Source organism: Mesorhizobium qingshengii, assembly GCF_027563465.1.
Lineage (GTDB): Bacteria > Pseudomonadota > Alphaproteobacteria > Rhizobiales > Rhizobiaceae > Mesorhizobium > Mesorhizobium qingshengii_A.
The window spans coordinates 136,282-155,694 of record NZ_JAPFQA010000012.1; the positions used below are offsets into that span (position 1 = coordinate 136,282).

Genomic DNA, 19,413 nt, shown 5'->3' on the forward strand with positions numbered 1-19,413 from the left:
CAGAATCTGACAGCAGGCTGTCCTACGTTCGCCAAGTCGAAACGCTGAACCTTGGAGAGCAATTCATGACACCCCCGAATTTCGTCATCCTCTATGTCGACCAGCCGCAGCGGAGCGGCGCCTTCTACGGCGCGCTGCTCGGCCGTGAGCCGGTCGAAAGCTCAGCCACTTTCGTCCTGTTCGTGCTCGACAACGGCTTCAAGCTCGGCCTCTGGTCGCGCCATACGGTGGAGCCGGCGGCGTCGGCCGCGGGTGGCGGCGCCGAGATCGTCTTTGCGCTGGATACGCCTGACGCGGTCGATGCCGCCCATGCGGATTGGGCAGGGCGCGGGCTGAAGATCCTGCAGGCTCCGACCAACCTCGATTTCGGCCGCACTTTCGTTGCGCTCGATCCCGACAGCCACCGCCTGCGCGTCTACTGGCTGTCCGATGGGGAACAGGCCAATGGGGGGCAGAAATGAGCGCCTACTGGATCGCGGTGGCGTCGGCCGAGCATGTCCGGCGCGGCCGCGCCGCCGGCTTCATGCAGGTCAATCACGGCAAGGCGGCACCCCTGCGCCGCGTCAAGCCCGGCGATGGCATCATCTATTATTCGCCGACCACCATCTTGGGCGAGAAAGATGGCCTGCAGGCTTTCACGGCGATCGGCACCGTGCGGGAAGGCGAGCCCTATCAGGGCGAGATGGGCGGCGGCTTCACGCCGTTCCGCCGCGATGTCGAGTGGGCGAGGGCTGAGGAAACATCGATCAAGCCGCTGCTCGACAGGCTGGAATTTACCGCCGGCAGGTCGAACTGGGGGTATCAGCTTCGCTTTGGCCTGTTTTCGATCAGCGCGGCTGATTTCGCCCTGATCGCAGAGGCGATGGGCGCCCAAAAGATCGCGGCGGTGAACTAGGCCTTGAGCGCCTTGTAGACGGCGATGCCGGCGGCAAGATCCTCAAGCGCCGCGCCGACCGACTTGAACAGCGTGATCTCACCGGCGTTTTCGCGCCCCTTTTTCTGGCCGCGCGCGAGTTCATGCAGGTCGGCGACGATGGCTTCCGGCTTCAGCACGCCTGAGGCCAGCGGCTGGACGATGTCGCCGGCTTCCTTGGTGGCGCCGGCGCGGGTGTCGACATAGACGCGCGCGAGCCTGATCGCGTCGTCATCGCTTTCGCGCATCATCGGAGTAAACCCGCCGACCAGGTCAACATGGGTTCCCGGCCGCAACAGCGCGCCCTTGATCAATGGCGTCGTCGTGATCGTCGCCGAGGAGACGATGTCGGCCTGCCCAAGTTCGGCATCGAGGTCACTCGCGGCGCTGGCCGCGAAGCCTTCGGCGCGCAGGTCGGCCGCGACCTTCTCGGCATTGGCCTGCGTGCGGTTCCAGATGCGGATGGTCTTGACCGGCCGCACGGCGCAATGCGCCTTGGCAAGGAACGGCGACAGCGCGCCGGCGCCGACCACAAGCAGCCGCGAGGCATCGTCGCGGGCGAGATAGGAGGCCGCGAGCGCCGAGGCACAGGCCGTGCGCCACTGTGTCAGCCGTTGGCCGTCGATCAAGGCTTCGGGTTCGCCGGTGGCGCCATTGAGCAAGAGATAGAGCCCCATCACCGCTGGCTTGCCGATGGCGTTGTTGTCGGGCGAGACGGTGACGATCTTGACGCCGACGTGACCACCGGCCGAGCTGCCGGCCGCGTGGAAATCGGTCCAGGCCGGCATCAGGAGCAAGGTCGAGGCGGCGCCGTCGGGCCGCTCGACCGTATGATGATGCCTGATCGGCTGCACCGCACCCTCGCGAAACGCCGTGCGCAGCGTCTCGACCAGTCCGGGAAAGGTCAGCGCACGATCGACCTCGGCGGCCGAAATGGTCAGCATGGAAAACTCCGTGGAAAGAAAACCGCCGTCCGGCGGTTCAAGTGGTCGGCTTCGGCAATGCCGGTCCCTGGGCCGGTCCGTGGGCCGAGCTCGGGGCCGGGCCTTGCGGTGCCGAGGGCGTGCGGCCGACCGCCTGACGCAGGTTTTCGGCTTCGACGCCGCGCTGGCGCGCCAGCTTGCGGTAGCGGCCCTGTTTGATCCAGGTCGCCAGGCTGCCGACGATCATGCCGATGGCGAGGGCCAGGAACAGGAAGATGAACAGCGGCAGGGTCAGCGTCAGCTTAGGATTGCCGGGATTGAACGGGTCCAGGGTGAAGGCGACCAGTTCGCGGTTGGCGACGGCGAGCGCGATCAGGATGATCGCCAGGGGCACGAAGACCACGATGAGCATGAAGCGATTGAACATGATGTTTTCCGTCGGAAGCAGGCCTGTCTGAAAAGGCCGTCTGGCGCTGACGCCGCGCCTACTTGCCGCCGTTCAGCCTTTCACGCAACTCCTTGCCGGTCTTGAAGAACGGCACCCATTTCTCCTCGACCTCGACGGATTCGCCGGTGCGCGGATTGCGGCCGGTGCGGGCGGGGCGGTTTTTCACCGAAAAAGCGCCGAAGCCACGCAACTCGACCCGGTTGCCTTCGGCAAGAGCGTCGGTGATCTCATCGAAGATCGCGCCGACGATGTTTTCGACGTCGCGCAGGAAAAGATGCGGATTGCGCGTGGCAATGATCTGCACAAGTTCGGACTTGATCATGAGACGTGTCCCCGTGAAAGCAGTACGGTCAAAATTATGAGGATGATTTTATTTGCTTTTTTCACTCGCCCCAAACGGCATCTCAAGGGTGCCAGACGGAAACGAGACCGTCAAGAAACAAGCGGTCGGCACCGAGTTCGCGAATGACGTCGCCACTGAAGGCCGGCAGACCGAGTGCGCTGCCGATCGTTTGCGCCATCGCCTTCGAGAACAGGAAACCACCACGCCGTTCCGTATTCTTCCATTCGACCACCTTGAGCTTGGCATCGACGCCCTTGGTCGCCAGCCAGTCGACCGCCTCGGTCTCGCCGCCGACAGCGTCGATCAGCCCGTTGGCGACGCCCTGGCGGCCGGTGAAGATCGAACCGTCGGCAAGCGCCAGCGCCTGCTCGCGGGTCATCTTGCGGCGCTCGGCGACGATGCCGACAAACCAGTCATAGCTGTCGAGGATGAGCTTGCGGACCATGGCGCGCTCGTCGTCATTGGTCGGCTTGAAAGGCGAGGGCGAGGCTTTCAGCGGCGAGGATTTCACTTCCTCCAGCTTGACGCCGAGCTTGTCCATCAGGCCGCTGACGTCGGGATACTGGATCAGCACGCCGATCGAGCCGACAATCGAGGTCTTGCGGGCAACGATGTGATCGGCGGCACTCGCGATCATGTAGCCCGCCGATGCGGCGAGCGTGCCGACTTCCGCCACCACCGGCTTGTCGGCGGCCAGCTTGCGCACCTCTTCATAGATCGATTCACCGCCGACCGTGGTGCCGCCAGGCGAATCGATAGACAGGATCACGCCTTTCACCTTCGACGACAGGCGGATGGTCTCCAGCCGCTTGATCAGTTCCTCGTCCTCGGTGATGGTGCCTTCGATCCTGACCTTGGCGATATGGTTGACGGCCGAGCCGCTGAAATCGTCGCCATAGAACCAGGACGAAAGCGCAATCACCCCGAGCGCTACGATGCCGATGGCGACGATGCGCCAGAATGTCAGCTTGCGCCGCAAGCGGCGGCGGTCGATGAGGTCGTCGGCTCTCAGTGCCATGGTCAGCCTTTCAGTCGGCGGGAGGAGACGCTTTTAGACCATGATGCTCCCATCTGGAAGCAATTCTCTTTTCTGTTCGACGAGGCAACCCACGCCGAGGACCAATATATAGCGATTACATCGCCATCCAGATCCCGGATCGATCGGGGTCCGGCCATCTCTCCTCACGAATTTGTGCGATAAATACGAGCTCGGGTGGCGAGACCGACAGCCGATAAATTTTACGCTGTGCATCCGTTTCTGCTATGAAGCACGGGCAGTTGTGCTGATCTGGTTTTCGTCTGTACAACTGCGGCTGTCACATTTTTGCAGTTTTCGTCGGCTTGTGCTTGCTTGAAGGCGCCGGAGTCCCACCTATAGGCGGTGCTGCCCGGCGGGCAGGGTTTAGAAGAAAGCAGTCATGTTAGCGCGACCGATTGAACCGACCAGCGCCGAGACGGAGTTGGCTCCCCCGGCGGACGGCCGGACGCGGGGCGATGCGTTCGACCTCGCGCAGCGTCATTCGCGCCGCGTCCGCGTTCTCAAGTTCGCCGTGCCGCTGGCAGCGGCATTGATCGCCGTCGCTTTCCCGATCTATTCCTATCTCGCCGCGCCCGTCTCCGTCGCGGTCCAGGCGGAAGGCACTGCTTTTTCCAACGGCAAGCTGGTGATGGCCAACCCCAAGCTCAACGGGTTCACCAAGCAGAAGCAGCCCTATTCGATGACGGCGCTCCGCGCCATCCAGGACGTCAGCACGCAAGGCATCATCGAACTCGAGGGCATCGACGCCAAGGTGCCGATCGCGCCTGACAATGTGGCCGCGGTCAAGGCCTCGCACGGCACCTATGATCGCGACGGCAATACGATGAACCTGACCAGCGACGTCACCATCACCACAACCGACGGCATGCAGGCCAAGTTCAAATCGGTCTTCCTCGACATGGGCAAAGGCACTATGAAGACCGGAGATCCGGTCGATGTCAGCCGTGGCGGATCGCGGATCACGGCGGATTCGATGTCGGTCCGGGACAATGGCAGGGTTCTGGTGTTCGAGAACAAAGTGCGCGTCAACATCGATTCCGCCGCCTTGAAGACGGCAGAGGGAAACAGCGGAGAAACCAATGCGGCTCAGTAGTTCGACGCGGCTTGCGGCTGCAACTTCGGCGTTGCTGCTGCTCGGGCTGGTGCCGTCATCGGCGCAGTCCACCAGCCAGTCAGGTCTCAAACTGTCCGGCGACAAGCCCATACAGATCGAGAGCGACAAGCTCGAGGTCCGGCAGGCGGAGAGTGTCGCCGTGTTCACGGGCAATGTCAGCGTCGTCCAGGGGCCGACCCTGCTCAAGGCCGGCAAGATGACGGTGTATTACGTCAAGGATCCCAACGCCGCGGCCAAGGGCACGGAAGCCACCGGAGCGGCGATGACGGGCTCGGCCAACATCGATCACCTTGAGATTTCCGACAAGGTTTACATCAAGTCCGATGCGCAGATCGCGACCGGCGATCAAGGCAGCTTCGACATGAAGAGCCAGGTGCTGGTGCTGTCGGGCAAAAAGGTCGTTCTGTCGCAAAACGACAACGTGCTGGTGGGCTGCAAGCTCACCGTGCAGATGAAAAGCGGGCTGGCCCAGGTTGATCCATGCGCCGGCCAGCGCGTCCAGATGTCGATCACCCCGCCGCCGAAATCGGGAGCGACGAACCCCTGATGGCCAGCCTGTCGTCGCTGACGGCGCGTCTTCCGGGGCGGGCCGCTGGCAAGATTTCGGCGCCGTCCACGGTGACCGTCGATGCGGGAAAGTTCAAGGGAACCCTGATCGCCAAGGGTCTGACCAAGAGCTACAAGGGCCGCAAGGTCGTCAGCGGCGTCACCATCGGCGTGCGCGCCGGCGAGGCGGTCGGATTGCTCGGCCCCAACGGCGCCGGCAAGACGACCTGCTTCTACATGGTCACCGGCCTGGTGCCGGTGGATGAAGGGACGATCGAAATCGACGGCTTCGACGTCACCTCGATGCCGATGTATCGTCGTGCGCGCCTCGGCATCGGCTATCTGCCGCAGGAGGCCTCGATCTTTCGCGGCTTGAGCGTCGAGCAGAACATCCGCGCGGTGCTGGAAGTGGTCGAAAAGAGCCGCAAGGAACGTGACCGCATTCTCGACGAATTGCTCGAGGAATTCCACATCAGCCATCTGCGCAAGGCGCCGTCCATGTCGCTTTCCGGCGGCGAGCGGCGGCGCCTGGAAATCGCGCGCGCGCTGGCGACGCGCCCGGCCTACATGCTGCTCGACGAGCCCTTTGCCGGCATCGATCCGATTGCTGTCGCCGATATCCAGCAACTGGTGCGCCACCTGACGGCGCGCGGCATCGGCGTCCTCATCACCGATCACAATGTGCGCGAAACGCTCGGGCTGATCGACCGCGCCTACATCATCCATGCCGGCCAGGTGCTGACCCATGGCAGGGCCGACGAAGTGGTGGCAAACCCTGATGTGCGGCGGCTTTATCTCGGCGAGGGTTTCACGCTCTGAGCGGTTCACCGTTTCACGGAAACGCCAAACCGCTCTATCTTTGTCTTCACGCAATTCCGGACGTAAAACCGTCTCACGCTTTTCCTGGAATTGCTCTTAGGCGTGAAATTTGTTTCCTGACACGATTTTTTGTGCCTCGCGGGGCCTTTTTCTTCGATTTTGCGTCGGAATAACGCTCCGGTAAGCGAGTTTTGCTAGCCTTTGCCTTGACAAGCAAAAGCCGGGCCAGTTTCTATGGTCGGCTGCAGAAATTTCTTCCGGAAGTCCGGATGCGTAGACGAGGCGTTTGAACCCGAACCATGGCGTTGGCGGCGAAACTACAGCTACGACAATCGCAGTCGCTGGTGATGACGCCGCAGCTGATGCAGTCGATTCGGCTGCTGCAGTTCACCCATGTCGAGCTCGAGCACTTCATCGACGAGGAAATCGAGCGCAACCCGCTGCTGGAGCGCGCCGAACCGCAGGACGACGCGACCGGCGACCAGGTGCAGAAGATCGAGGCCGTGCCCGAAGCGGCCGCCGATGGCGACTGGTTCGAGAACGAGACGCAGTGGAGCGCCGAGGCGATCTCGGAAAAGCTCGATACGTCGCTGGAAAACCTGTTTCCCGACGATCCAGGGACAAGCGAGCGGCTCGGCCCCGACCTGACGGCGCAATGGAAGTCGGCTTCGGGCAACGGCGGCGGCTCCTCGTCCGAGGGTTTTGACGCCGGCGATATGGCCGCCGCGGCGATTACGCTGCGCGACCATGTCGGCGAGCAGATTGCGCTCGCCTTCGCCGACCCGGTGGAGCGGCTGATCGCTGGCGACCTGGCCGATGGCCTCGACGAAACCGGCTACCTGCGCGCCGACATGGCCGAGATCGCCGCGCGCCTCGGCACGGACGCCGCCACGGTGGGCAAGGTGCTGACGGTGTGCCAGACCTTCGAGCCGACCGGCCTTTTTGCACGCGACCTTGCCGAATGCCTGTCGCTGCAACTGGCCGCGCGCGACCGGCTCGATCCGGCGATGACGGCCCTGGTCGCCAATCTCGAACTCCTGGCACGGCGCGATTTCCATACGCTGAAGCGGATCTGCGGCGTCGACGACGAGGACCTGCTCGACATGCTGGCCGAGATCCGGGCACTCGATCCTCGACCGGGCATGGCATTTTCGGGTGGCGCCAGCGACGCCATCGTTGCCGATGTCGAGGTGCGCGCCGCCAATGATGGCAGCTGGACGGTCGAACTCAATGCCGAGACGCTGCCGCGCGTTCTGGTCGACCATGTCTATTTCGCCCAGGTCTCGCCGCACGCGAAAAACCAGGCGGAAAAGGATTTCCTGGCCGAATGCCTGCAAAACGCCAACTGGCTGACGCGAAGCCTCGACCAGCGGGCAAAGACCATCCTCAAGGTCGCCTCGGAGATCGTTCGCCAGCAGGACGCCTTCCTGGTCCATGGCGTGCGCCAGCTGAGGCCGCTCAACCTGCGCACGGTCGCCGACGCCATCGGCATGCACGAATCGACGGTCAGCCGGGTCACCGCGAACAAGTACATGCTGACGCCGCGCGGCGTGTTCGAGCTGCGGTACTTTTTCACGGCCTCGATCGCCGCGTCGGGCGGCGGCGATGCACATTCCTCGGAAGCGGTGCGTGACCGCATCAAGCAACTGATCGATGAGGAAAAACCTGTCGACGTGCTTTCCGACGACGCGATCGTCGACATGCTGCGCGAGAACGGTGTCGATATTGCCAGGCGCACGGTCGCCAAGTACCGGGAGGGTATGAATATTCCTTCGTCGGTGCAGCGCCGGCGTGAAAAACGCGCACTCGCCAGCGCCGGGCGTTAGGGCCGCACGATTTTCCACAGCTTTTGAGCTTCATTGACAAGCCGCGGCGAAGTGGCTAGAAGCCCGCCCGCATGAGACGGGCTAGATGCCCGCATGCGGATGGTCCGTCACGACGTTGGCCTCGGGACGGCCCAAAAGGGCGGCTCGTGATCAATCGGAAAGTTCGGATTTAAAATCGGCGCGAGTGACGCCGCAAAGCTTGTGCGCGCGGACCACGAGTATAAACTCGGGCCAGTTTGAAGCCTGAGCAAGGAAGGTCAGTTTTCAGATGAATCTGCGCATTTCGGGAAAACATATGGATATCGGCGATGCGTTCCGGACACGCATCAACGATCGCGTCGGCGAGGCGATCGGAAAATATTTCGATCGCGGCTTTGCCGGACACGTCACAGTCATCAAATCGGGCTCGCGCTATTCGGCGGATTGCATGATCCGGCTGGATTCCGGCGCTTCGCTGCAGGCCACGGGCGATGCCCAGGACCCGACGCTCGCCTTCGAGGCGGCGGCGGATCGTCTGGAAACCCGTCTGCGGCGCTACAAGCGCCGGCTGAAATCGCACAATTCGGGCGCCGCCAACGGCGAACCGACCGACATTGCCTACACGGTGATGGCGCCGCTTGCCGATGACGACGAGGACATCCCGGAGAATTTCGCGCCGGCCATCGTCGCCGAATCGACCATGACGCTGAAGACCATGTCGGTGGCGTCGGCGGTCATCGAACTCGATACCAAGGACAGCCCGGTCTTCGTCTTCCGCAACGCCGGAAACGACCATCTCAACATCGTCTATCGCCGGCCCGATGGAAACATCGGCTGGATCGACCCGTCCACGACCAAGGTCGCACAGGAATAAAAAGCCGGCCGCACGAGGGGTGGGGACTGGTGACGGCAGGCGAACAAGGGATTTTCAAGCATGGGTCTGAGCGATCTTATCAACGTTCCGGCGATAATGCCGGCGTTGAAGGCGAACTCCAAGAAGCAGCTTCTGCAGTTGCTATCCGAACGGGCAGCGGCGATTTCGGGCATTCCGGAGCGGGAAGTGTTCGACACCATCCTGCAGCGTGAGCGGCTGGGCTCGACCGGAGTCGGCAACGGCATCGCCATTCCGCACGGCAAGCTGGCCGGCGTGAAGCGCATCGCCGGGGTTTTCGCGCGGCTGGAGACCCCGGTCGATTTCGAGGCGCTGGACGATCAGCCCGTCGATCTGGTGTTTCTGCTGCTGGCGCCTGAAGGCGCGGGCGCCGATCATCTCAAGGCGCTGTCGCGCATCGCGCGGGTGCTGCGCGACGCCGACACGGTGGCCAAGATCAGAGGCACGCGCGACGCCGTTGCGATCCACGCGCTGCTGTCGGACACCCAGGCGTCCCACGCGGCCTGAACTTTCTGGAAGAGACCGCCACACGGGCCGCCATGGGCGGCCCTGTCCGTTTCAGCGGGTTGCTTTCAGTGAATGGCGACCGTGGTCAGGTCGTTTTCCATGGCGCCGGCCAGAGCGCGGTCACGCGCATCCGAAAGCAGGATCGGCTGGCCATTGGCGGCAAACAGCGCCCACAATTCCATGCCGGGTGCGATTTCGCCGAGATTCGGGAAGCGGCCGAGCAATTCGTCGCTCGAGACCTTGCGCAGATAAGCGACCGAGCCCTCGCCGAGATGGGCGAATTCGCCATTGGTCATGGTGATATTTTCAGTTCTGGTCATTTCAAGCCTCCTTGGCGCGAGACGCCGCTCAAGGCCATCCCGCATGAGAGCCATCGGTAAAGATCAGTCTTTCACCGATATGTTTATTTTCCGTACCAGCCGTTCGGACTCCGGCCGATCGAGATCGATCGACAAAAGGCCGTTCTTCAGCTCCGCCGCGATCACCCGCATGCCGTCGGCCAGCACGAAACAGCGCTGGAACTGGCGCGCGGCGATGCCGCGATGAAGGAATTCGCGCTCGGTGTCGTCGGTCTGACGGCCGCGCACGACCAGCTGGTTTTCCTCCGTTGTGACATCGAGATCGCTTTCGGCGAAACCGGCGACGGCCAATGTGATGCGCAACCTTTCGGTCTTGCCGTCGGTGCCGCTGAGGCGTTCGATGTTGTAGGGAGGGTAGCTGTCACCGGTTTTCGCCAGGCGTTCCAGCGTCTTTTCCATGGCGTCGAAGCCAAGGAGAAGCGGACTGGAAAAAGGCGTCATTCGGCTCATGTTACACTGTCCTCTCAAGAGCGACATAAAGTGGAAAAACCCGGATGGCATTTTTCCCGATGGTCTTGATATGGTCCGCCCCGGGGCCAAGTTCAAGCCATCAAAATGCCCGCCCAAAAGACCACGTCGTGGACTCACAAGAATGATCGACATGGCGCTTGAAACGGCAAGCAGATGCAACGAGAAGCGCGACGGTCGGGATTGTCTTCCCCGGTCGAGCGGTTCGACGTGGCAGCTCGCGGTCGCCGCGGCGCCGTTCGGATGTTTCGACCGGATTCATTCAAGTGCATGGCCTAGCCAAACAAGGAATTGAAATGCCCCAGTCACGCAAGATCATCATCGACACGGATCCCGGCCAGGATGATGCCGTCGCCATTCTGCTGGCGCTCGGCAGTTCCGAGCTGGAGATCGTCGGCATCACCGCCGTTGCCGGCAACGTGCCGCTGAAGCTTACCGAAAAGAATGCCCGCAAGATCTGCGAGCTGGCTGGCCGGCCGGAAATCAAGGTCTATGCCGGTGCCATCCGGCCGTTGCTGCGCGAACTGGTCACCGCCGAGGAAGTGCATGGCAAGACCGGTCTCAACGGGCCACAATTGCCCGAGCCGACGATGAAGTTGCAAGACCAATACGCGGTCGATTTCATCGTCGAGACGCTGATGAGGGAAGAGAGCGGCACCATCACGCTTTGCCCGCTCGGCCCGCTGACCAACATTGCGCTGGCGCTCATCCGCGAACCGCGCATCGCGCCGCGCATCAAGGAAATCGTGCTGATGGGCGGCGGCTTCTTTGAAGGCGGCAATGTGACGCCGGCGGCCGAATTCAACATCTATGTCGATCCGCATGCCGCCGATGTCGTGTTCAAATCCGGCATTCCGATCGTGATGATGCCGCTGGATGTCACCCACAAGGCGCTGACAACCGCCAAGCGCACGCAGGCCTTCCGCAAGCTTGGCACCAAGGTCGGTATCGCGACCGCCGAGATGCTGGAGTTCTTCGAGCGTTTCGACGAAGAGAAGTACGGCACCGACGGCGGGCCGCTGCACGACCCCTGCGTCATCGCCTATCTGTTGAAGCCGAAACTGTTCAAGGGCCGCACCTGCAACGTCAGCGTGGAAACCGCCTCGGAACTCACCATGGGCATGACCGTGATCGACTGGTGGGGCGTGACCAAGCGGCCGAAGAACGCCATGGTGATGCGCGACATCGACCATGATGGCTTCTTCGCGCTGCTGGTGGAGAGGCTGGGGCGGCTTTAAGCCCCATCCTCATCCATTGGGCAGTCGGTAGGTGTCGGCGCCGTTCTTGTGACGTTGCCGCTCCACTCGGACTTGCGAACCGATCATGTGCGGCGTCTCCACCTCACCGTCGACAAACACCAGTTCGGCGGTGTCCTCGAGACGGATTTCATATCTATAGTGAAACCCCTGACCGACGGCACTTTTTGGATTGAGAGGCATCGTCGTAACGTATTCGATTTTGCCTCCCACCGATTGTGTGCCGACAATGGGGTCAACTTGCCTCATCATGACAGGGACCAGAGGCCCAAGGGCGAGAGCACAAAACATAGCTACGCCAACAGCTGCTTCACCGAATTCTTCCTGAAGCAAAAGCAGGCGATTTTTAAAAGAAAACCCGGATGTGCCCATATCCAATAGGTAAGTAGGCTATCGATTTTACTTCAAGGGAGCTTTTTAAAATTAGTCCCGATGGTTCAATTCGCAAACCGGTAGGAGACGGAACCATTGTCGCGGGTAACACGCTCAATCCTGGCGTTTGAGCCGATGAGGTGCGGTTGCTCATCGTCGACAAGTACCAACGAGTTGTCGTTGAGTGACAGGGCGTAAGTGGGGCCGTTATTCTTGCCCCAGTAGACGCTCCTGATAGTTACATCGATCGCGTCAACCGACTGAATCGGGCTCGCGTCATTCGCCGATCTGTTCAGAGCCAGCGCAACCATCACTGCAAACAAACCGCTGACGAGGACCACGCTAGGCGCGTTCCTCTTCAAACCCGCGTAAGTCCATGACACAGACATGAATCCCTCAACGCCGATTCATGTGGTGCCAGGAGAGCTGACTTTCAATCAGCCATCATCCTGCTCCAGGCAATAGTACTTCGTCCGTCGCCGGGCTCGCCGCTCCTGCCGTTACTTCGAGCGCGAAAACGCCAGCCACAGGCCGCCGCCGACCAGGAAGCTGCCGCTGATCCTGGACATGAGCTTGATGCGGCTGGCCGACAGCAGGCGCCCGGCGCGGCCGGCGGCCAACGCATAGGTCGAATCCGAGACGGCGGCGAAGATCATGGCGGTGAGACCCATCACGACGATCTGCAGCGAGTAATTACCCTGCGGCGCGATGAACTGCGGAAAGAAGGCGCCGAAGAACACCAGCGTCTTGGGGTTGCTGAGCGCCACCAGCAGGCCCTGCAGGAAGAAGCCGCCGCGCGGTTTCCTCGCCGTTCCATCGGCGTTCAACGTGCCCCTGGAACGGAACATCTGCACGCCCATCCAGATCAGATAGGCGGCGCCGATCAGCCGCACCCACTCGAACCAATGGCCCATGCCCGCGATCAGCGTGTTGAGGCCGATGCCGACAATGGCGATCATGACGGCCAGCCCGGCCTGCGTGCCGGCGACATTGGCGAGGCCGGCACGGGATCCATGGCGGATGCTGTTGGCGATGATCAGCGTGACTGTCGGGCCGGGAACCAGGATGATGACGATGCAGGCGAGGACATAGGCGGCGTAGAGTTCCAGCGACATGATCTTCCCTCGCAATGCCGCCGATGCGGCGCGGCTGGCGACAATCAATGCATGACAGTGGTGCTCGCGCAAGCCTGCCCGCGAGGCACTGTAATCCGCCAGTGCACCCGGGTCAGGCGGCGCCGGCGGGCCAGGGCAGCATCGCCTCATAGGCCGCCGCTGCCTTCAGCACGGCGAGGTCGCCGCGCGGGCGCCCGATCAACTGCATGCCCATCGGCCGGCCTCTGTCGTCGAAGCCAACCGGCACGTTGACCGCCGGGCAGCCGCCCAGGGTGGCAAAGGCGGAAACCTGCATCCAGCGATGGTAGCTGTCCATCGCTCGTCCGGCGACTTCGCGTGGCCAGTGCGTGCCGACATCGAAGGGGAAGACCTGCGCGGTCGGCAGCGCGATGAGATCGAAGCGGTCGAAGATCGACAGCAGCGTTCGATGCCAGGACGTGCGGATGACCGAGGCGGCGCGGATCTGCGGCGCCGTCAGCCGCGTCGCGTTCTCGACTTCCCAGATGGCTTCCGGCTTCAGCAGACCGCGCTTCGAGGGATCGTCGTAGTGGGTCTTGAGAGCACAGCCGCTGCTGGCCTGGCGCAGCGTGACGAAAGCCTGCCACAGCGCTTCGAAATCGAAATCCGGCAGCAAGGGTTCGCCAGGGAAGGATGCATCCGCGAACCGGTCCAGCGCGGCCTCGCACAGATCGAGGATGCCTGGTTCGACCGGCAGGTGACCGCCGAGATCACGGAGCCAGGCGATGCGGCCGCCAGTCGCTGCTGTTGCAAGCCCTTCGAGGAAGGAGCCAGGTTTCTCGTAGGACAATGGCGCGTGCGGATGATAACCCGCCTGCACGTCGAGCAGCAGCGCCATGTCGCTGATATTGCGGCCCATCGGCCCGTCGACGCCCATCTGCGCGTGGAAGACCTCGAGGTCTGGCCCGCCGGGGACGAGCCCTTGCGATGGCCGGAAGCCGTAGACATTGTTCCAGCCCGCCGGATTGCGCAGCGAACCGCCGAAGTCGCTGCCATCGGCGACAGGCACCATGTCGAGCGCCAGCGCCACCGCCGCGCCGCCGCTCGAGCCGCCGGCGGTAAGGGCCGGATCGAAGGCGTTCAGCGTCGGCCCGAACACGGTGTTGTAGGTGTTGGAGCCAAGGCCGAATTCGGGGACATTGGTCTTGCCGATGATGATGGCGCCGGCATCGCGGATACGCTCGACGAAGAAATCGTCTTCCTGCGGCACGAAATCGGCAAAGATCGGCGAGCCGAACGAAGTCCTGAGACCGATCGTCGAGGCGAGGTCCTTGATGGCGATCGGCAGGCCGAAGAGCGGGCCGGTTTCGACACCCGCCCGCCGCCGGGCATCGGCCATGTCGGCCTCGCGCAGGATATCGCCACGGTCGCGCAGCGAGACGATGGCGTTGACCAGCGGGTTGACCGCCTCGATCCGGTCGAGGAAGGCCGTCACCACCTCGCGCACGGAAAGCTTCTTGTGCCGGATCGCAGCGGCAAGCGCGACAGCGGGCAGGCGGCAGATGTCGCCGGCCGGCGTCACGGCATGCTTCGTCCGAGGGCGCATCATCTCAACGGGTTTCCTGCAGCGCCTGGTCGACATCCTTGCCCAGCGGAATCGCCGGCTGGGCGCCCGGCTTGAGGCAAGCCAGCGAACCAGCCGCGCCGGCGCGCGCCAGCGCCTGTTCGAGCGTGAGGCCGGACGACAGGCCAGCGGCGAAATAGCCGCAGAACGTGTCACCGGCGCCGACCGTGTCGACGGGCGTGATCTTCATGGCCGGGATGGTCAGGAAATCGGTCGGCGTCGCCGCCAGCACGCCGTCGCCGCCAAGCGTGACGACGATGGTGCGGCCGGTTTTCCCGGCAAAGTCGCGCATGCGCGCCGCCCGGTCGCGGCCGCTCAACTTAAGCGTCTCGCCGTAGAGGTCGAACTCGGTCTCGTTGGCCACGACATAGTCGGCCTTGCCGAGGAAGGTGGCTGCTTCGCCGTGGAAGGGTGCCGTGTTGAGCACGGTGATGGCGCCAGCCGCTCTTGCCTGGTCGAGGGCGGCATCGACGGTCGCGAGCGGAATCTCATGCTGCAGCAGCACGACATCGCCTTTCTTCAGGAAGGCCTTGGAGAGGTCGCCGGGCACGACGGAAGCGTTGGCGCCCGGCACCACGGCGATGATGTTCTGGCCGTCGTCGCCGACCATGATCAGGGCCGTACCCGTCGAGGCAAATGTCTCGGCGACACCGGACAGGTCGACCTTGCCGTCGCGCAGCAACGCCAGCGCCTCGGCGGCGAAGCTGTCCTTGCCAACGGCGCCCACCATGCGCACCGCGGCACCCGCGCGGGCGGCAGCCAGCGCCTGGTTGGCGCCCTTGCCGCCGGGCGCAGTGGTGAAGCTCGAGCCGCCCACTGTCTCGCCAGGGCTCGGCAAGCGGTCGACTTTGGCGATAAGATCGAGGTTGATCGAGCCGATGACGATAATCAAGGAATGCCTCCTGCTGAATGCGCGGGAAGCTACCCTGTAAGACCGCTGGTTTCCAGAGCTTGCTGATGTCGAAGGCGCCATGGTGTTGGGCCATTCGCGCAGGTCAGCGACGTCATGTCATTTTCCGCGAGACATAAAACGCCGGCGAAAGAATTTTTTGCCTGCGTTGCAGTATCCGGGCCATTTCAAGACGTGACTTGCCCCGCTTCCCAGCCCAGGATGGCGCGCTTGCGGGTCAGGCCCCAGTGATAGCCGGTGAGGTCGCCGGATTTGCCGATGGCGCGATGGCAGGGCACCACGAAGGAGAGCGGGTTGGCGCCGTTGGCGGCACCCACGGCACGGCTGGCGCTCGGCGCGCCGATGCTGGCGGCGATCGAGGAATAGGTGCGAGCCCTGCCCATCGGGATATTGAGCAGCGCCTCCCAGACACGAACCTGGAAGTCGGTGCCGATCATGACGACATGCAGCGGCTGGTCGGGGCGCCACAGTGTCGGGTCGAAGATGCGGGCGGCATAGGGTCCCGTGGCGGCCATGTCCTCGACATAGATAGCGTTCGGCCAACGGCTGGACATGTCGGCGAAGGAGGCGCGCTCCTCGCCCGGGTCACTGAAAGCGAGGCCGGCAAGCCCGCGGTCGGTGGCCATGATCAGGGCAGTGCCGAACGGCGAGGGATGGTAGCCGTAGCGCATGGTCAACCCGGCGCCGCGCGTCTTGTAGTCGCCCGGCGACATCGCCTCATGGGTGACGAAGAGGTCATGCAGCCGGCCGGGGCCGGACATGCCCAATTCGAACGAGGTTTCGAGCAGCGGCATGCCGGAATCGAGCAGCCTGCGGGCATGGTCGAGCGTCACCGCCTGTAGGAAGGCCTTGGGCGATAGGCCGGCCCAGCGGGTGAAAAGCTTCTGCAGGCCGGTCGGCGTCTCGCCAACCTCCTCGGCCAGTTCTTCGAGCGACGGCTGGTCGCGATAGTCGAGGCTGATTTTCTCGATGGCGCGGCGCACGATTTCGTAGTCGCTGCCTTCGGGCGTGATGTCCTTTTTGAGGACTGCTGTCTGTGTGCTCATGGAACTATCTCCTCGGTCAGGAATATCGCCCCTTGGGGCGGCAATCGCCACCCGAAACTTGCCTTCCTGCAATGCATGCCCAGATAGACTCGGGGATTTCGAGCCCGGGAGGCGCCGATGGCTGGCGAGAAAGTGCATCTGACAAGGGAAAAGGAAACCTTGCTGATGACGCTCTACGGCAAGGCGCTGGAGAGCAGGTTGCCCAATTCGCTGCTCGGGGATCATTTCGCCGACGAGGCGGTGCGCAAGATCGACTATGATTTCTCCAGGCTCAAGGTCGACGACAATCTCGGCGTTGGCCTGGCCATCAGGGCAAAGACACTGGACACGCGCGTCGAGGATTTCCTGGCCAGAAATCCCGGCGCCGTCGTGCTTCATCTAGGCTGTGGGCTCGATACGCGCATCTTCCGCGTCGATCCGCCAAAAGGGGTGGGCTGGTTCGATGTCGACTATCCCGAGGTCATCGAGCTCCGGCGCAAGCTCTACCCGTCCCGTGAAGGTTACCACCTCATCGCTTCTTCGGTGACGGAACCCGGCTGGCTGACCGACGTGCCCCGCAACCGTCCGGCCATCGTGGTGGCGGAGGGGCTGACGCCCTATCTGCCTGCCGACGAGGGGCTACGCCTGCTTTCGCGGCTTGTCTTGCATCTCGCCAGCGGCGAATTGATGTTCGACGCCTACAGCCGTTTTGGCCTGACGCTGCTTCGTCTCAATCCCACCATCAAGGCGACAGGTGCTGAAGTTCACTGGGCGATCGACGATCCGCACGAGCTGGAGCTGGCGGTTCCGAAGCTGCGGTTTGTCGAGGATATTTCGGCCTACAAGCCTGAACACGCCGCCCGCATGGGCTGGTCGGCGAAGCTGTTCGTCCGCCTTTGGAGACACGTCCCGGCGCTGCGCAAGGTCGGCAGGCTCTTGCGCTATCGGTTCTGAAGCGCGTCGCGTCGAAACGGGTTCACGCGACGCGCTTCTAGTCTTTGTTTTCATGCATGTCAGCGCGCCTTGGCGGTCGCCAGCGCCCGCGAAAAGGCCGTGGCAAAACTCTCGCGGTCGTCGGGATTGAGGAAGCCACCGATCGGCACGTTCTGGCCCTGTCCTTCAACCGTCATCCGGGTGATGCCGATCTCGGCGTGACGGGCGACCGAGAACCGTGCCCAGAAGGGGTTGAAGCGGTGTGCTTCCGATTTTCCCGAGGGCGCGGTCTTGCGGATGTCGAGGCTGGTGCGGGAAACCGACACCTCCTCGCGGGCGCGGGCGGCCCGATAGTTGGCACGAAAGGCAATGTAGACGGCGACCACGTCGAGGCCGAAGAAGCCGAACACCGGCCAGGCGCCGCGCGACAGGAAAAACGCGCCGGTCACCAGCCAGCCAAACAGCAGCGCGCCCATGAGGACGGAGAAGCCTGTCCTGCCCAGCGACCGGTGCGGGGTCAGCAGTGCCTGGAAGAATGGTTCGTCGGCCTGAAATGAGGCGTTTGTGTCGCTCATGACTGGACATTATAGGAAGAGAATGGCGAGCCCCAAGTCCAAAGAGTCTTCGATGCCCAAAAAAGAGCTGCCGGCCGGACGGCGCGACGGTTCGAACGCCAAACCGCGACCCCGGCCGGTGCGGCGCTCGTCGCGCTACAGCGCGGCTGAAGTGCATGAGATCTTCCGGCGCTTCTCCGTCCAGCGGCCGGAGCCAAAGGGCGAGCTCGAGCATGTCAACGCCTTCACGCTGCTGGTGGCGGTGGTGCTTTCGGCGCAAGCGACCGACGCCGGCGTCAACAAGGCGACGCGGGCGCTGTTCAAGGCCGCCGACACGCCGCAAAAGATGCTGGCGCTCGGTGAAGCCAAGGTCGGCGAGTATATCCGCACCATCGGGCTCTGGCGCAACAAGGCCAGGAACGTCATCGCGCTGTCGCAGGCGCTGATCCGCGACCATGGCGGAGAGGTGCCCGATGATCGCGACCAGCTGGTCGAGCTGCCAGGGGTCGGGCGCAAGACCGCCAACGTTGTGCTCAACATGGCCTTCGGCCAGCACACGATGGCAGTCGATACGCACATTTTCCGCATCGGCAACCGGCTCGGGCTGGCGCCCGGCAAGACGCCGGAACAGGTCGAGCAGGGGCTGTTGACGATCATTCCGGACGAGTACATGCGCCACGCGCATCACTGGTTGATCCTGCACGGCCGCTATGTCTGCAAGGCGCGCAAGCCGGATTGCCCGGCCTGCGTCATCGCCGACATCTGCAAGGCGCAGGAGAAGACCACCAGCATTCCGGCGCCATTGGTGCCGATCGCTCCTCTTGAAACGGTTGCCGCTGAAGATCAGTAACCGTAGCCGCGCGCCATCGCCGCGGCGAAGATGGGGATCAGCAGGAAGATGAACGCCTCGGCGCGGATGTAGGTCTTCACCAAAGCAAGCTCGGCTGCCGGCACCATGAACGAGGGACTGGCGCTCGCTTGCCTGTTCCAGGAAATGAAGCGGACAGTCGGGATGGTCGACAGCAGCCCCATGACCGCAAACGCCGCCATCTTGGCCCAGAACACCCAGTTATGGACGTAGAATTCCCAACCCTTGAGGCCGTAGAAGACGCGGCCGATGCCGACGACGATGATCAGCGCGGCGATGATGCCATAGTGACGGTCGATGCCGGCGAGCCGCTTGAGCGTGGTGGCGGGCAGGTCGCCGCGGACCAGCACGAATTCGGCGCCGATGATCCCCGCCAGGGAAAACACCAGCAGATGATGGACGATGGCAAGCACAAGATCGGTGGTGTCCATGTCTTTTCCCTCGAACAAACAGGTCGGCACGCGGATCGCTGCGTGCTGAATCACGCTTTGGCTAAAAGTAGCATCATTGACGGGAAATCCCATCCCGAGGCTCGAGCAGAAGAGGGCCTGTCATTGTCGCCGAATGTCGGTCGCGCCTCGCCATCAGCAGCGTTGACGCTGGGTTTCGGCACGGTAGGTTT

The 19,413-nt window shown here is 63.1% G+C and carries 25 protein-coding genes; 11 read left to right on the forward strand and 14 right to left on the reverse strand.

Features of this window, described 5'->3' with window-relative positions; all coding sequences use genetic code 11:
• The first annotated feature begins 65 nt into the window (after positions 1-65).
• Together OOJ09_RS23230 and OOJ09_RS23235 are read left to right on the forward strand one after the other, a co-directional pair.
• Positions 66-461, forward strand: a complete 396-nt coding sequence (locus OOJ09_RS23230) for a VOC family protein (RefSeq protein WP_269907447.1) — start codon at positions 66-68, stop codon at positions 459-461.
• Entirely contained in the window at positions 458-895 is a 438-nt protein-coding gene (locus tag OOJ09_RS23235; protein WP_269907448.1) for an EVE domain-containing protein, read from the forward strand. Before OOJ09_RS23230 ends, OOJ09_RS23235 begins: the two co-directional genes overlap by 4 nt.
• Here the strand turns inward: OOJ09_RS23235 and OOJ09_RS23240 are convergent.
• From OOJ09_RS23240 to sppA, 4 genes are all read right to left on the reverse strand, one after another.
• A complete protein-coding gene (locus OOJ09_RS23240; RefSeq protein ID WP_269907449.1) occupies positions 892-1,857 on the reverse strand; it encodes an ornithine cyclodeaminase family protein in 966 nt (321 codons plus the stop codon). The genes OOJ09_RS23235 and OOJ09_RS23240 overlap by 4 nt on opposite strands.
• A gap of 37 nt (positions 1,858-1,894) precedes the next feature.
• Positions 1,895-2,263: a LapA family protein gene (locus OOJ09_RS23245; protein WP_269907450.1), complete on the reverse strand. Its 369-nt coding sequence runs from the start codon at positions 2,261-2,263 to the stop codon at positions 1,895-1,897.
• A gap of 58 nt (positions 2,264-2,321) precedes the next feature.
• Positions 2,322-2,606 carry an integration host factor subunit beta gene (locus tag OOJ09_RS23250; protein ID WP_006200394.1) on the reverse strand — a complete coding sequence of 95 codons (285 nt, stop codon included), beginning with the start codon at positions 2,604-2,606 and terminating at the stop codon, positions 2,322-2,324.
• Between the two features lie 82 nt (positions 2,607-2,688).
• Entirely contained in the window at positions 2,689-3,645 is a 957-nt protein-coding gene (gene sppA / locus OOJ09_RS23255) for a signal peptide peptidase SppA (protein WP_269907451.1), read from the reverse strand.
• A gap of 400 nt (positions 3,646-4,045) precedes the next feature.
• Here sppA and lptC point away from each other — a divergent pair, with 400 nt between their 5' ends.
• From lptC to ptsN, 6 genes are all read left to right on the forward strand, one after another.
• Complete coding sequence (gene lptC, locus OOJ09_RS23260) at positions 4,046-4,759, forward strand: LPS export ABC transporter periplasmic protein LptC (protein WP_269907452.1); 714 nt, start codon at positions 4,046-4,048, stop codon at positions 4,757-4,759.
• A complete protein-coding gene (locus OOJ09_RS23265) occupies positions 4,746-5,327 on the forward strand; it encodes an LptA/OstA family protein (protein ID WP_091583230.1) in 582 nt (193 codons plus the stop codon). The genes lptC and OOJ09_RS23265 overlap by 14 nt, the downstream gene beginning before the upstream one ends.
• Positions 5,327-6,145, forward strand: coding sequence for an LPS export ABC transporter ATP-binding protein (gene lptB, locus OOJ09_RS23270; protein ID WP_091583228.1), 819 nt, complete (start codon positions 5,327-5,329; stop codon positions 6,143-6,145). The genes OOJ09_RS23265 and lptB overlap by 1 nt, the downstream gene beginning before the upstream one ends.
• Before the next feature lie 299 nt (positions 6,146-6,444).
• Entirely contained in the window at positions 6,445-7,971 is a 1,527-nt protein-coding gene (gene rpoN, locus OOJ09_RS23275; protein ID WP_269907453.1) for an RNA polymerase factor sigma-54, read from the forward strand.
• Positions 7,972-8,239: 268 nt separating this feature from the next.
• Positions 8,240-8,824: a ribosome hibernation-promoting factor, HPF/YfiA family gene (gene hpf, locus OOJ09_RS23280; protein WP_269907454.1), complete on the forward strand. Its 585-nt coding sequence runs from the start codon at positions 8,240-8,242 to the stop codon at positions 8,822-8,824.
• Between the two features lie 60 nt (positions 8,825-8,884).
• Positions 8,885-9,349, forward strand: a complete 465-nt coding sequence (ptsN, locus tag OOJ09_RS23285) for a PTS IIA-like nitrogen regulatory protein PtsN (RefSeq protein ID WP_091583220.1) — start codon at positions 8,885-8,887, stop codon at positions 9,347-9,349.
• 65 nt (positions 9,350-9,414) lie between these two features.
• Here ptsN and OOJ09_RS23290 read toward each other — a convergent pair whose 3' ends face one another.
• Positions 9,415-9,669, reverse strand: a complete 255-nt coding sequence (locus OOJ09_RS23290; RefSeq protein WP_023760740.1) for a DUF1150 family protein — start codon at positions 9,667-9,669, stop codon at positions 9,415-9,417.
• 63 nt (positions 9,670-9,732) lie between these two features.
• Positions 9,733-10,158: an Hsp20 family protein gene (locus tag OOJ09_RS23295; protein WP_269907455.1), complete on the reverse strand. Its 426-nt coding sequence runs from the start codon at positions 10,156-10,158 to the stop codon at positions 9,733-9,735.
• A gap of 314 nt (positions 10,159-10,472) precedes the next feature.
• On the opposite strand from OOJ09_RS23295, the gene OOJ09_RS23300 reads away from it, so the two are divergent.
• Entirely contained in the window at positions 10,473-11,414 is a 942-nt protein-coding gene (locus OOJ09_RS23300; RefSeq protein ID WP_269907456.1) for a nucleoside hydrolase, read from the forward strand.
• A gap of 9 nt (positions 11,415-11,423) precedes the next feature.
• Here the strand turns inward: OOJ09_RS23300 and OOJ09_RS23305 are convergent, their stop codons facing one another.
• The 6 genes from OOJ09_RS23305 to OOJ09_RS23330 form a co-directional block, all read right to left on the reverse strand.
• The gene (locus OOJ09_RS23305) at positions 11,424-11,810 is read right to left on the reverse strand and encodes a hypothetical protein (RefSeq protein WP_269907457.1); all 387 of its coding nucleotides are present in this window, start codon (positions 11,808-11,810) and stop codon (positions 11,424-11,426) included.
• A 59-nt stretch (positions 11,811-11,869) separates the two neighbouring features.
• Positions 11,870-12,145, reverse strand: a complete 276-nt coding sequence (locus OOJ09_RS23310) for a hypothetical protein (protein WP_269907458.1) — start codon at positions 12,143-12,145, stop codon at positions 11,870-11,872.
• Between the two features lie 159 nt (positions 12,146-12,304).
• Positions 12,305-12,919, reverse strand: a complete 615-nt coding sequence (locus OOJ09_RS23315) for a LysE family translocator (RefSeq protein WP_269907459.1) — start codon at positions 12,917-12,919, stop codon at positions 12,305-12,307.
• A gap of 112 nt (positions 12,920-13,031) precedes the next feature.
• Positions 13,032-14,486 carry an amidase gene (locus OOJ09_RS23320; RefSeq protein ID WP_269907460.1) on the reverse strand — a complete coding sequence of 485 codons (1,455 nt, stop codon included), beginning with the start codon at positions 14,484-14,486 and terminating at the stop codon, positions 13,032-13,034.
• Position 14,487: 1 nt separating this feature from the next.
• The gene (locus OOJ09_RS23325) at positions 14,488-15,393 is read right to left on the reverse strand and encodes a ribokinase (protein ID WP_269907461.1); all 906 of its coding nucleotides are present in this window, start codon (positions 15,391-15,393) and stop codon (positions 14,488-14,490) included.
• Positions 15,394-15,578: 185 nt separating this feature from the next.
• Positions 15,579-16,457 (reverse strand): bifunctional helix-turn-helix domain-containing protein/methylated-DNA--[protein]-cysteine S-methyltransferase, encoded by an 879-nt coding sequence (locus OOJ09_RS23330; protein ID WP_269907462.1) that lies wholly within the window; start codon positions 16,455-16,457, stop codon positions 15,579-15,581.
• Positions 16,458-16,574: 117 nt separating this feature from the next.
• Here OOJ09_RS23330 and OOJ09_RS23335 point away from each other — a divergent pair, with 117 nt between their 5' ends.
• Positions 16,575-17,390: a class I SAM-dependent methyltransferase gene (locus OOJ09_RS23335; RefSeq protein ID WP_269907463.1), complete on the forward strand. Its 816-nt coding sequence runs from the start codon at positions 16,575-16,577 to the stop codon at positions 17,388-17,390.
• 59 nt (positions 17,391-17,449) lie between these two features.
• Here the strand turns inward: OOJ09_RS23335 and OOJ09_RS23340 are convergent, their stop codons facing one another.
• Positions 17,450-17,944 carry a DUF2244 domain-containing protein gene (locus OOJ09_RS23340; RefSeq protein ID WP_269907464.1) on the reverse strand — a complete coding sequence of 165 codons (495 nt, stop codon included), beginning with the start codon at positions 17,942-17,944 and terminating at the stop codon, positions 17,450-17,452.
• 22 nt (positions 17,945-17,966) lie between these two features.
• On the opposite strand from OOJ09_RS23340, the gene nth reads away from it, so the two are divergent.
• Positions 17,967-18,773, forward strand: a complete 807-nt coding sequence (nth, locus tag OOJ09_RS23345) for an endonuclease III (RefSeq protein ID WP_269907465.1) — start codon at positions 17,967-17,969, stop codon at positions 18,771-18,773.
• On the opposite strand, the gene OOJ09_RS23350 is transcribed toward nth, so the two are convergent.
• Entirely contained in the window at positions 18,767-19,222 is a 456-nt protein-coding gene (locus tag OOJ09_RS23350) for a DUF2214 family protein (RefSeq protein ID WP_269907466.1), read from the reverse strand. The two genes, nth and OOJ09_RS23350, sit on opposite strands and share 7 nt — an antisense overlap.
• Positions 19,223-19,413: the final 191 nt, after the last annotated feature.